This is a genomic window from Burkholderia sp. Bp8963 (assembly GCF_003854275.1).
Lineage (GTDB): Bacteria > Pseudomonadota > Gammaproteobacteria > Burkholderiales > Burkholderiaceae > Burkholderia.
The window spans coordinates 180,714-193,261 of record NZ_QTQP01000003.1; the positions used below are offsets into that span (position 1 = coordinate 180,714).

Consider the following 12,548-nt stretch of genomic DNA (forward strand, 5'->3'; position numbering starts at 1 on the left):
AAACTGGAGGACGACATGCAATTTCTCGACGATTCGCTGCACCCGGAGAACCAGGACAAGGTAGTCATCACGGTCGCGCCGTACGGCCCCGAATGGATGCCGGAGGATTTCCCGGAAGACATTCCGGTGACGATGGACGAGCACGTGCAGAAGGCGGTGGATTGCTACAACGCGGGCGCGACGGTGCTGCACCTGCACGTGCGCGAGCCGGACGGCAAGGGCAGCAAGCGGCTGTCGAAATTCAACGAGCTGCTCGGCCGGCTGCGCGAAGCGGTGCCCGACATGATCCTGCAGGTCGGCGGCTCGATCTCGTTCGCACCGGAAGGCGAGGGCGCCGACGCGAAGTGGCTGTCCGACGACACGCGCCACATGCTCGCCGAGCTGACCCCGAAGCCTGACCAGGTGACGGTCGCGATCAACACGGTGCAGATGAACATCACCGAGCTGATGAACCGCCAGGAGATCGCCGGCACGTCGCTGAACGAAGCCGCGTACTGGGAAGCGTATCGCGAGATGACGGTGCCGGCCGGCCCCGGCTGGGCCGACGAGCATCTGCGCCGGCTGCAGGCGGCCGGCATCCAGCCGCACTTCCAGCTCACCGGCATGCATGCGCTCGAAACGCTCGAACGGATGATCCGCCGTGGCGTGTACCGCGGCCCGCTGAACGTCACGTGGGTCGGCATCGGCGGCGGCTTCGACGGCCCGAACCCATATAACTTCATGGAATTCGTGCGGCGCTGCCCGGACGGCGCGTGCATCACGCTCGAATCGCTGATGAAGAACGTGCTGCCGATCAACACGATCGCGATGGCGATGGGCCTGCATCCGCGCTGCGGGATCGAGGACACGATCATCGACCAGAAGGGCAACCGGATGACATCGGTGCAGCAGGTCGAGCAGTGCGTGCGGATCGCGCGCGAGCTGGGCCGCGAGATCGCGACCGGCAAGGAAGCGAAGGCGATCTACAAGATCGGCGTGCAGTACGACACCGTCGACGAGACGCTCGCGCAGCTCGGGATGGCGCCGAACCGCCGACCGGGCCAGGTCAACGTGCCGCTGCGCGCGGCCTGACGCCATCGCACAGCCGGACCGCAGCCGGACGGCGGCTCGCCAGCGCCGCCGTCCGCCGATCGAATACTCCATGGCGCGCCCGCGACTCCGGCCAACGGAGCCGGGCGAACCGAGCGGCGTCACGAAGCGCCGCCGCGCGCCGGACACTGGAGGAGACATTCATGCTGATTCATCACGCCGAGCCGGCGATGCAGGACGTGCCCGCGCAACGCAGCCGCACGTCCGCGTTCGCCTGGATCGTGTTCGGATTGACCGTCGGGCTGCTGCTGTCCGATTACATGTCGCGGCAGGTGCTCAATGCCGTGTTTCCGCTGCTGAAGCACGCGTGGGGGCTGTCCGACACGCAGCTCGGCTCGCTGAGCGGCGTCGTCGCGCTGCTGGTCGGCGTGCTGACGTTTCCGCTGTCGGTGCTCGCCGACCGCTTCGGCCGCGTGCGCAGCATCGTGCTGATGGCCGCGCTGTGGAGCCTTGCCACGCTCGGCTGCGCACTGTCGACCAACTACACGGAAATGCTCGTGTCGCGCGGGTTCGTCGGGCTCGGCGAGGCCGCGTACGGCAGCGTCGGGATCGCGCTGATCCTGAGCATCTTCCCCGCGCATCTGCGCGCGACGCTGACGGGTGCGTTCATGGCCGGCGGCGCGTTCGGCTCCGTGTTCGGCATGGCGCTCGGCGGCGTGGTCGGCGCGCATCTCGGCTGGCGCTGGTCGTTCGGCGTGATGGCCGCGCTCGGGATCGTGCTGCTCGTCGCGTACCGCGGCGTCGTCACCGAGCGGCGCCTCGCGGCCTGCCGGGTCGAGCCGTGCCGGCGCGACTCGCATGCGCCGCCCGGGATGCGCGGCAGCCTCCGCGCGCTGATGTCGGGCCTGTTCTCGTCGCGCTCGGTGATCTGCGCGTATGTCGGCAGCGGGCTGCACCTGTTCGTGCCCGGCGCGATGTTCGCGTGGCTGCCGAGCTACTTGAACCGCTATTACGCGATGGCGCCCGACCGGGCCGCGGTGACCGCGGCGGGTTTCGTGCTGCTGGCCGGCGTCGGCATGGTCATGTGCGGGATCGTCACCGACCGGATCAGCAAGGCCGACGGCGCGCGCAAATGGATGACCGCGATCGCGTACTGCCTGCTGACGTGTTGCTGCCTGGCGATCGCGTTCCGCCTGCCGCCCGGGCCGCTGCAGCTCGCGCTGATCGGTGCGGGGATGATGGTCGGCGCGGGCGCGTCAGGCGCCTCCGGCGCGATGGTCGCGAACCTCACGCCGGCCGCGATCCACGCGTCGGCCTTCGCGACCCTGACGCTCGCGAACAACCTGCTCGGCATGGCGCCCGGGCCGCTGCTGACCGGCTGGGTGGCCGATCACGTCGGGCTCGTCGGCGCGCTGCAATGGATTCCTGCCGTGCCGCTCGCGGCTGCCGTGATCTTCGTGATCGGGCGTGCGAGCTATGCGGCCGATCTCGGGCGTCTGTCGCGGTTGCGGCAGGCGCCGGACAACTCCCGTTGATTCTCTTTGGATTTTTGGAGGCAGCATGACATTGGCGACCACGCCCACCATCCTGATCGTGCCCGGCTTGCGCGATCACGTCGAAGACCACTGGCAAACCCATCTCGAACGGCGCCTGCCGAACGCGCGGTCGGTCGCGCCGCTCGAACACGACAAGCTGAGCCGCGCCGCGCGCGTCGCAGCGCTCGATGCGGCGCTGGCGGCGATCGACGGCCCGGTCATTCTGGTTGCGCACAGTGCCGGCGTGATGATCACCGTGCATTGGGCGCAGCAGGCGACGCGCCCGATCCTGGGCGCCGTGCTCGCGACGCCGGCGGATCTCGATACGCCGATGCCCGCAGGTTATCCGACGCCCGACGCGCTTGCGCCACACGGCTGGACGCCGGTACCGCGCCGGCCGCTGCCGTTTCCGAGCATCGTCGCGGCGAGCCGCAACGATCCGCTCGCGCGCTTCGAGCGCGTCGAGGCAATGGCGGCGGAGTGGGGCAGCGGACTCGTCGACCTGGGGGAGGTCGGGCATCTGAATCCGGCGTCAGGCTATGGCGAGTGGCCCGGGGCGCTTGCGTTGATCGCCGAGGTTCAGGCGGTGGGCGCGGGTTGAGCGGCAGTCGCGCGCCTGGCGGGTGGTCTCGCCGCGGCGCGGGCCGGGTCGCCTGCCCGACGACGCCACGCGCCAGGCGGTGGCCGCGGATTGCCTAGGCGACCGAAACCGGACTCAGCGCCTGCAACCACGCGACGATGCGTCCGAACGCGTCGCGCACGTTGGCCGGACTCGCGAAGATGTGATCCTCGCCCCAGTAGCGGACGAACTCGACAGGTTTGCCGAGTCGGTGAAGCGCATGAAACATCGCTTCGGACTGCGTGATCGGCGGATACGAATCGAGATCGCCATGCAGCATGAGCAGCGGCGCGTCGATCGATGCGGCGCGGAACAGCGGACTGTTGCGGATGTAGGCGTCGGCATGCTGCGCGGGCGGCCCGGGGAGCGCGAAGCTGTTCTCGCAGGGTTCGTCGAGCGCGATTGCGTCGCAGCGTTCCCGGTACCGCCAACGGCTGTCCAGTTGGCCATGCAGCGCGATCAGATCGGAGAACCCGGCGAGCGAGATGCCCGACCGGAATCTCGCCGTCGTCGCCAGCAATCCCATCGCCGCCCATCCGCCCCGGCTGTGCCCGAGTGCGTGTACGTGCGCGCGATCGATCAGGCCCGCTTCGGCAGCGGCGTCGAGCGCCGGTTCCACACCCGCGGCAAGCGAATCGATCAGATCGGCCTTGCCGTCGCGGCTGAAGGGCAGGCTCGGTTCGAGAACCACGTACCCTTGCGCCGCCAGAAGATGCAGATTCAGCCATCCGGGCTGGTCCGGCATCCGGTGCTCCGGCGACCCGACGTCGCGGCAGATTTCCGGATAGACGAACACGATAGCGGGACGCCGCTGCCCCTCTCGCCAGCCCGGCGGCAGGATGCAGCGGGTCACGGCGGTTGCGCCGCCTGGCAGGCGATACGTCAGATCCCGAACGGCGCTTTTCCGGACGCCGGCAAGATGGAGATTGCAGCGGATCAGTGCGAGGTCGTCGCTCGCGCCGTTCGGGCGCCACTTCAGCGTGGTCGTGCCGTCACCGGACCGGGCGACGCTCAAGACCTGTCCGGTCGCTGCATCGGAGAACAGGATTCTGTCCTTTGCATAAAGGTCCTCGATCTGCGCATCCACTGTTGTGAACGGCATCGGTCGATTCGCAAAATCCGCCACGGCGTTCGGCATCGCATTTGCGTCAGGGAACGACTCGATCGAGCCGGTTGCAATGTCGATCACCGTGATGTCGGCGCGTTCTTCATCGGCGCCCGCCTGCAATGCGCTGGCTGTCGCCTGTTGCCCCTCAAGCTGCTGACGCCACGCAGCAGACGCCCGTTTGCGCGTGTCGTGCGTCAGGCGAATCGCGTCGATCTGCGCGCCGGGTGGCAACAGGCGGCAGACGAGTGCGGTCTCGCTGATCCAGCACATTCCCGCCACCGGGCTGAAGTCGATGCGCAGATCCTGCTCGCCGAGCAGGCGCGCGTGTCCCGATCCCACCTCCACCACGCAGAGCCGCGTGCTTTCGCCGTTCGATGCCGCCGCGGCAATCCTCGTTCCGCAGGGCGACCAGACCGGCGAAAAGAGGCTGTAGCCGTCGGGCCCGTTCAGATGCCGGACCTCGCGCGTCGTCAGGTCGATCACGCACAGGTGCGTTCGATCGACGCCTGTCAGCAGCGGCGGGCTGGCGCGTGGCACGGACGATAGCCCGCCGGTCAGCGCAATGGCCACGTGCGTTCGGCGCCCGATGCGGCAACGGTGTGCCTGACGTTTCGCTTGCGGCGAGCATAGCGTGTCGGTGCGCCCGGACTTAAGGTTGACGCGGATTCGCGGCCGGCAACGGCAGTCACCCTCACAGTTCCGGAGCCGGTTTGCCTGGTGCTATGATTGCCAGTACCGCCGCGACCGCAGAAAAATTCGGGATAAGCAATTGATTTATATTGCATTCGACGAAAATGGGGAACCATTATGACCACCAAAAGGAAGGAACTGTACGGGGTTGAGTTGAAGCCCCGTACGATCATCCGCCCTACAACTGAGGTAAAGGCTTCGACGGCCGCTGAGAAGAGCGATGTTCTACGTGCCGCACGGAAAGTCATTTCGGAACATCGAGACGTGCTGATTGCATTGAAGGATCGTTGACTTGCTGGACCTCGACTACGTCATCACCATCCACGACGAAATCATTCGGGACTTTGGCGGTCTTGGAGGCTTCGCTCATGCTGGTCGCGGCGGCGTCGAGGCGGCATTGCATCGTGTCGAAAACCATGCACACTACGCTGGTCTTGACGATGTGTTCGGTATAGCCGCGACGTATGCGGTCGCAATCGCTCGTGGCCATGTATTCAATGATGCAAACAAACGTACAGGCTTGACCTGCGCGCTGACGTATATGGAGCGGACCACGCATTGCCGATCTTGAAGAGATCATGGTCGACGTTGCGGATGGACGTGTGACGAGCGAGGATCTTGCCGAGTACTTCAGTGCTGTCTGGGAAATGTCCAAGTCACTTTGACGACGACATCACCCCCCGAGCCGGACGACGGTTGCTGCGACCGCGGGCCGGCTGGCTTCCGACTTGTGAATCCAGTAAGCGCGCCGCACCGCACACACATGGAACTTCGGCCGTCAGAAATCAAGATGGCGCGTCGTTTTCCCATGCTGATCATTCTGGTCACATCCGACATTCAGCAACGCTTGCAGCAATGCATCATCTCGACTGAAATCGCTGTGCAGGCAACCCCGACCCAGTCGTCGGGTCGAGCCATTTGATTGAACCGGTTCCATAGTGTCGTGCATTGATGTATGACGTCTTAACACAATGGGCCGCAGTCGCCGGAATTGCGTCAACTCGGTCATGTTCACGAATCGAAGCCCGTTGGAAGGCCTTTGTTAGGGAAACTCCCGCCCCGTCCGTCACGGTTTTTTGTTGACCGACATCGTATAACAAAGTCATGATTTCCCAAAAGAAAGGTCCCATCCACCTGACCACAAGCGAGGAGACATGAACTCATCCAGGATCGCGCGCCGCGTCCGCCGCATCGCATTGGCGCTGGGCTTCACGCTGTCGGCTGCCGCGGCTGTCGCCGCGCCGGTTTCGATCAACATCGTCGACGTCGCAGGCAATCTGCAGCTCACGCAAAAGGCGATCGAGGCGTTCAGGGACAAGAACCCGAACCTCGTGTCGAGCGTCACGTTCACGAACGCGCCGGCGCCGCAGTTGCCCGGCAAGATCAAGGCGATGCAGGCGGCCGGCCGCTCCGACATCGACCTCGTGCTGACCGGCACCGACGCGCTTGCGGCCGGCATCGAGCAGAACCTGTGGCTGAAGCTCCTGCCCGACAACGCGGGCGCGTTCCCCGGTGTGCTCGACAAATACGCGCCGGGCCCGCGCAAGATGCAGGATCTCGCGCAGGGCTTCGGCCTCGAAGTCACATACATGCCGGCCGGGCCGCTGCTCGAATACAACCCCGCGAAAGTCAGCGATCCGCCAAAGACGCCCGCGCAACTGCTCGCGTGGTGCAACGCGCATCCGAACAAGCTGATCTACGCGCGCCCGGCGAACTCGGGCCCGGGGCGCACGTTCCTGATGGGGCTGCCATATGTGCTCGGCGACAAGAATCCGCAAGACCCGATCAACGGCTGGGACAAGACCTGGGCGTTCCTCAAGCAGCTGAACGACTGCATCCCGTATTACCCGGGCGGCACGTCGGCCGTGATGAAGGAGCTCGGCGAAGGCACCCGCGACATGACGGTGACCGTCACCGGCTGGGACCTGAACCCGCGCGCGCTCGGCATCGTGCCGGCCGACGTCAAGGTTCAGGCGTTCGACAACATGACGTGGGTCAACGACGCGCACTACATGGTGATTCCGAAGGGCGTGCCGAAAGAGAAGCTCGACGTGCTGTTCAAGCTGATGAACTTCCTGCTCGAACCGCCGCAGCAGGCAATGACCTACGACGACGGCTACTTCTATCCGGGCCCGGCCGTGAAAGGCGTGACGCTCGACATGGCGCCCGCGCACAGCCAGGAAGCCGTCAGGAAATTCGGCCGCCCCGAGTACGCGAAGCTCCTCGCCGACCGTCCGCACGTGCAGCCGCTGAACGCGCAGGCGATGGTCGCCGCGTTCCAGAAATGGGACCGCGAGATCGGTTCGCAGAAGTCGAAGTAGCGCACTGAAGCAGATACCGAAGCAGATACGACCGGGCGGGCGCCGCGGCGCCCGCGTCATCGGAGGCAGTCAGGAACACGTGATGAAGCACACTTTCGAACAGCTGCGCCTCGACTCCGTATGCCGCAGCTTCACCAATACGGAAGGCGCGCAGGTCGCCGCGCTGAGCGGGCTCGACCTCGACATCCGGCGCGGCGAGTTCATCGCGCTGCTCGGCCCGTCCGGCTGCGGCAAGTCGACGGCGCTCAACTGCATCGCGGGCCTGCAGCCGCTCACGAGCGGCGGCATCTGGCTCGACGACGAACGTATCGACGTGCTGCCGCCCGAGCGCCGCGGGTTCGGCATGGTGTTCCAGAACTACGCGCTGTTCCCGCACATGTCGGTGCTCGACAACGTCGGTTTCGGCCTCAAGATGCGCGGCGTGTCGAAGCAGGACACCCGCCGGCGCGCGCAGGAGGCGCTCGAGCTCGTGCAGCTCGTCGGCCACGAGCGCAAGCTGCCCGGCCAGCTGTCGGGCGGCCAGCAGCAGCGCGTCGCGATCGCGCGCGCGATCGTGATCGAGCCGCCGCTCGTGCTGATGGACGAGCCGCTGTCGAATCTCGACACGAAACTGCGCATCGAGATGCGCGCGGAGATCCGCCGCATCCACACGCAGCTCGAGCGCGCGACGATCTACGTGACGCACGACCAGGACGAGGCGCTGTCGATGGCCGACCGGATCGTCGTGATGAAGGAGGGCGTCGTGCAGCAGGTCGCGTCGCCGAAGGAGGTCTACACGCGGCCGCACAACCTGCACGTCGCGCGCTTCATGGGCTATCGCAACGTGCTGCCGTTCACGCTCGAAGGGATGGCCGGCGACTACGTGACGGTCGCCGCTTCAGGGGTGCGGCTCACCGGCGTGCCGATGGCCGGCTTCGACCGCAAGGACGTCGCGGTCGCGCTGCGCCCCGACGATTTCGCGCGCGCCGACACGGCGGACGACAATGCGTTCGACGCGACGGTCGAGACCGTCGAGTACGGCGGCCGCGATTCGCTGCTGCGCGCGGTCGCGCCGTTCGGCAAGATCTGGGCGCGCGTGGCCGGCGAATTCGGCGAAGGCGAGCGCCTGCGGCTGCGCGTCGCGCCGGAGCGCACGCTGGTCTACGCGGGAGAAACGGCATGAGCACGCTCCTCGCGCCCGGCGGCGCGCCGCGCGACGCGAAAGGCTGGCTCGTCACGCCCGCGCTCGGCTTCATCGTCGCGCTGTTCATCTATCCGTTCGCGTACGGGCTCGTGCTGTCGTTCCAGCCGATGAACGGCGGCGGCGCGCTCGCGAACTACGTGCAGTTCTTCACCGACACTGCGATGTGGCCGACCGTGATCGTCACGCTGAAGCTCGCGGTGCCGGCGACGCTGATCAACGTCGGCGTGTCGGTGCCGGTCGCGTTCGCGCTGCGCCGCAGTTCGCCGTACCAGAAGCTCGTAACGACGCTGCTCGTGATCCCGGTCACGCTCGGCACGGTGCTCGTCGCGGACGGGATGCTCACGTACTTCGGCCCGAACGGCTGGTTCCCGCAGGCGCTGCAGGGGCTGCACCTGTACACCGACGAAGTGCGCCTCACGCACAACTACTGGGGCGTGCTGGTGTCGCTGATCGTGTCGGGTTTTCCGTTCGCGTTCCTGCTGATGCTGTCGTACATCAGCGGCATCGACCCGACGCTCGCACGCGCGGCCGCGACGCTCGGCGCGAACCCGTGGCAGCAGTTCCGCCGGATCTACCTGCCGCTCCTCGTGCCGGGGCTCACGATGGCCGCATGCCTGTCGTTCGTGCAGGCGTTCTCGGTGTTTCCGTCGGCCGTGCTGCTCGGCGCGCCGGCCGGCCCGACGCGCGTGATCTCGATCGCCGCGGCCGAAGCCGCGTTCGAGAGCTACGACTATTCGCTCGCGTCGGCGATCGCGATCGTGATGGGTTTCGTGCAGCTGCTGGTGGTCGCGTCGATGCTCGGCGCGCGCCGCTTCTTCTATACCGGGCCGGTGACGGGAGGCAAGGGCTGATGGCAACCGACAATCATGCCGCGCGGACGTGGCCTTCGCAGTCCGGCCAGCACGACGCGCGACGCGACGACGGCACGCGGCCTGTCAACGCGATGAAACCGCAAAAGGTGCGCGGCAACGTGGGCGCCCGCGCCTGGAAGGCGCTCGTCTGGGGCGTGATGGCGTTCTTCCTGCTGAACGTGATGCTGCTGATCGCAACCGTCGCGGTCAATTCGGTCGCGACGCGCTGGTTCGGCACGCCGCTGCCGCAGGGTTTCACGCTGCACTGGTACGCGAAGGCATGGGAGGACTTCCAGCTCGCGAGCGTGCTGTGGGTGACGGTCGAAGTGGTCGGCGCGGTCGTGCTGCTGTCGATCGCGCTCGGCGTGCCGGCTGCGTATGCACTTGCGCGCGCGCAGTTTCCGGGCAAGCGCTTCGCGTTGCTCGTGTTCCTGCTGCCGCTGATGGTGCCGCCCGTCACGTACGGGATTCCGATGGCGACCGTGATGTACAAGGTCGGGATTGCGGGCACGCTGTCCGGCGTGATCCTCGCGAACCTCGTGCCGGCGCTGCCGTTCGTGATCCTCGTGATGACGCCGTTCATCGAGCAGATCGACCCGAACCTCGAATCGGCCGCGCGCATCTTCGGCGCGAACACGTGGCGCTATTTCCGCTACGTGCTGCTGCCGCTGCTGGTGCCGGGCATGCTCGCCGCCGCGCTGCTCGTGCTCGTGCGCACGATCGGGATGTTCGAGCTGACGTTCTTCACGGCCGGGCCGAGCACGCAGACGCTCGTCGTCGCGCTGTATTACGCGGTGTTCTCGACCGGCGTGCGCGCGCCTCAGTCGATCGATGCGATGGCGATGATCTACATGGCGATCACGCTCGTGTGGGTCGTGATCGCGCTGCAGTTCGTGAGCCCGACGCAACTCGTGAGCCGTGTGAAGCAGGAGCGGCAGTAACGGGCCGCGCGCTGCGTGCAATTGGTTACAAATGGATACCGCGTGCGGGGCGCGATCGTTGCAGACTACGCGACATACCGGCGCGCGGCCGGCGTCTTGCGGGGCGCGGGCGCGGTGCGCTTTCCGACGCTCACCGAATCACGAACCACCATGAAGCTCCACACGCTGCTGACGCTCGGCGTCTCGACGATGCTCGTCGCCGCCTGCAACCTGTTCCACGACGGCCCCGGCACGCGCGACGTCGACGCGGCCGTGCGCCGCGCGCTCGAAGCCGAAAACCACGGCGGCCTCAACGCGCTGCTCGGCCAGCCGCTACCGGTGTCGGCCGACGTCGTGTCGATCCAGCCCGACGGCGACTGCAAGAAGGTCAGCGAGCGCACCTACGCGTGCAACGTCGTGTTCACGTGGCGCGACCCCGACGCCGCGCCGACGCACGCGCAACTGACGTTCGTGCAGGGCGCCGACGGCGCGTGGCAGACGTCGAACGTCGACGCGGCGCTCGCGACGGGCGCGGCGAAATCGCTGATCGACCGGATCGGCAAGGCTTGGCCAGGGAACGCGGCGAGCGCGGCATCGGCGCCGCGGTAAGCGGCTGCGCTGCGCCGCCACGTCAGGGAAAACCCTTATTTTGAGATATAATGTCGACCTGGATGAAAGGTCGAATCATGCCCGAACGTTTACAAGCCATTGAAAGAATTGCCTTTTCGCTGATCTGCATGTCCGCGGTCGTGTGTTCCGCATTCATCGCGTACGCGCAGCATCCGGAGATCAAGGATGCGCTGCACGAGGGTGAAGCGCTGATGCGCGAAAGCGCGAAGTATTCCGCCGTTTGCGCACCGAGTTCGGTCGACCCGTGCGTCGAGATGTCCGCGTACTGAGCCGGAGATCCTGATGCTGGCGCGTCCTGCCGCTTCAGGCTCCGGATGCGCGCATGCCGCATCACCCGCGTGCAGGTCGCCTGACCTCGCGTGCATCGAAATCACCTCATCTATCACGTCAACTCTCTGCATCGCAGCGCACGCCATGCGCCGAGCCTGAAGCCATCCGCTCACGTCGACCCGCTCCGGCCGTCTGACGCAATGCTGCGGATGCACTCTCAATCACTCTGACTGGCTCCCGTTCCTCGTGCGTGGTGGCGTGCTCGCCCTTTGCACGATCGCACTTTCCGGTACGGAAAGCCGGACCGGCGCGATCTGCGCGTTTGCGTGCCGCGCGTCACGGCAACGCCGAAACCGGCTTGCGCAGGCCGGTTCGGAACGCGCGCGCATGCCCGGCCGCCGGCGATCCGTGCGGTAGACTGCACGCTCGACTGTTCTGCCGACCCTGATCCGACATGGACCGAATCGATGCGATGAAGGTGTTCGTCGCCACGCTGGACGAGGGCAGCCTCGCGGGCGCAGGCCGCCGGCTCGGCCGCTCGCCCGCGGCGGTGAGCCGGGCGATCGCGTTTCTCGAGGCGCACACGGGCACCGCGTTGCTGTACCGCACGACGCGGACGATCCGGCTCAGCGAGACTGGCGAGCGGTATGCGGCCGCGTGCCGCCGCATCCTCGCCGACCTCGAGGAAGCCGACATGCTGGTGGCCGACGAGCAGTCGGCGCCGCGCGGGCTCCTGACCGTGACGGCCCCGGTCGCCGCCGGCGAGGACGTGCTGCGCCCGCTCGTCGACGAATTCATCGACCGCCATCCGGCCGTGTCGATCCGCCTGCAGCTGCTCGACCGTCCCGTCAGCCTGATCGACGAGGGCATCGACGTCGCGCTGCGCATCGCGCACCTGGCCGATTCGACGCTCGTTGCGATTCCGGTCGGCGCGGTGCGGCGCGTCGTGGTTGCGTCGCCGGACTATCTCGCGACGCATCCGCCGATCAACGCGCCGGCCGATCTCGCACAGCACCAGATCGTCTCGATGACGCACTTCGGGCTCGATTCATGGAGCTTCCCTCAGTCGGGCCAGGCCGCGATCCCGCAGGTGGTCCAGTTCACGCCGCGCTTCATCGTCAACACGATCCGCGGCGCGGTTGCGTCGGCGGTCGCCGGCCGCGGCGTCACGCGGATGTTCTCGTATCACGTTGCCGACCAGGTCAACGCCGGCACGCTGAAGATCGTGCTGCGCGACAGCGAGCATGCGCCGCTGCCCATTCATCTGCTGACGCCGCACGGGCGGCTGTCGGTCCCGAAGGTCAGGGCGTTCGTCGATTTCGCGGCGCCGCGGCTGCGCGAGCACTTCGCGCGGCTCGCGTCGATCACCGACGGCGTTTGAGCCGTGTGCCC

Annotated in this window: 12 protein-coding genes; 11 read left to right on the forward strand and 1 reads right to left on the reverse strand. The window is 66.9% G+C overall.

The window, feature by feature from the left end; genetic code table 11:
• Positions 1-15: 15 nt before the first annotated feature.
• From DID96_RS04155 to DID96_RS04165, 3 genes are all read left to right on the forward strand, one after another.
• A complete protein-coding gene (locus DID96_RS04155) occupies positions 16-1,071 on the forward strand; it encodes a 3-keto-5-aminohexanoate cleavage protein (protein WP_124597981.1) in 1,056 nt (351 codons plus the stop codon).
• Positions 1,072-1,232: 161 nt separating this feature from the next.
• Positions 1,233-2,564 (forward strand): MFS transporter, encoded by a 1,332-nt coding sequence (locus tag DID96_RS04160; protein ID WP_124597982.1) that lies wholly within the window; start codon positions 1,233-1,235, stop codon positions 2,562-2,564.
• A gap of 25 nt (positions 2,565-2,589) precedes the next feature.
• Positions 2,590-3,165: an alpha/beta hydrolase gene (locus tag DID96_RS04165; protein ID WP_124597983.1), complete on the forward strand. Its 576-nt coding sequence runs from the start codon at positions 2,590-2,592 to the stop codon at positions 3,163-3,165.
• Between the two features lie 94 nt (positions 3,166-3,259).
• Here the strand turns inward: DID96_RS04165 and DID96_RS04170 are convergent, their stop codons facing one another.
• Positions 3,260-4,828, reverse strand: a complete 1,569-nt coding sequence (locus DID96_RS04170) for a prolyl oligopeptidase family serine peptidase (protein ID WP_124597984.1) — start codon at positions 4,826-4,828, stop codon at positions 3,260-3,262.
• Positions 4,829-5,273: 445 nt separating this feature from the next.
• Between DID96_RS04170 and DID96_RS04175 the strand changes: the two genes are divergently transcribed.
• The 8 genes from DID96_RS04175 to DID96_RS04210 all read left to right on the forward strand — a co-directional run bounded on the left by DID96_RS04175 (position 5,274) and on the right by DID96_RS04210 (position 12,537).
• Entirely contained in the window at positions 5,274-5,552 is a 279-nt protein-coding gene (locus tag DID96_RS04175; RefSeq protein WP_124597985.1) for a type II toxin-antitoxin system death-on-curing family toxin, read from the forward strand.
• A 583-nt stretch (positions 5,553-6,135) separates the two neighbouring features.
• Complete coding sequence (locus tag DID96_RS04180) at positions 6,136-7,302, forward strand: extracellular solute-binding protein (protein ID WP_124597986.1); 1,167 nt, start codon at positions 6,136-6,138, stop codon at positions 7,300-7,302.
• 82 nt (positions 7,303-7,384) lie between these two features.
• The gene (locus tag DID96_RS04185) at positions 7,385-8,464 is read left to right on the forward strand and encodes an ABC transporter ATP-binding protein (protein WP_124597987.1); all 1,080 of its coding nucleotides are present in this window, start codon (positions 7,385-7,387) and stop codon (positions 8,462-8,464) included.
• Complete coding sequence (locus DID96_RS04190; RefSeq protein ID WP_124597988.1) at positions 8,461-9,336, forward strand: ABC transporter permease; 876 nt, start codon at positions 8,461-8,463, stop codon at positions 9,334-9,336. The genes DID96_RS04185 and DID96_RS04190 overlap by 4 nt, the downstream gene beginning before the upstream one ends.
• Entirely contained in the window at positions 9,336-10,277 is a 942-nt protein-coding gene (locus DID96_RS04195; protein WP_124597989.1) for an ABC transporter permease, read from the forward strand. Before DID96_RS04190 ends, DID96_RS04195 begins: the two co-directional genes overlap by 1 nt.
• 150 nt (positions 10,278-10,427) lie before the next feature.
• A complete protein-coding gene (locus tag DID96_RS04200) occupies positions 10,428-10,865 on the forward strand; it encodes a hypothetical protein (protein WP_124597990.1) in 438 nt (145 codons plus the stop codon).
• Positions 10,866-10,942: 77 nt separating this feature from the next.
• Positions 10,943-11,155, forward strand: coding sequence for a hypothetical protein (locus DID96_RS04205; protein WP_124597991.1), 213 nt, complete (start codon positions 10,943-10,945; stop codon positions 11,153-11,155).
• Positions 11,156-11,610: 455 nt separating this feature from the next.
• Positions 11,611-12,537 (forward strand): LysR family transcriptional regulator, encoded by a 927-nt coding sequence (locus tag DID96_RS04210; RefSeq protein WP_124597992.1) that lies wholly within the window; start codon positions 11,611-11,613, stop codon positions 12,535-12,537.
• Positions 12,538-12,548 lie beyond the last annotated feature (11 nt).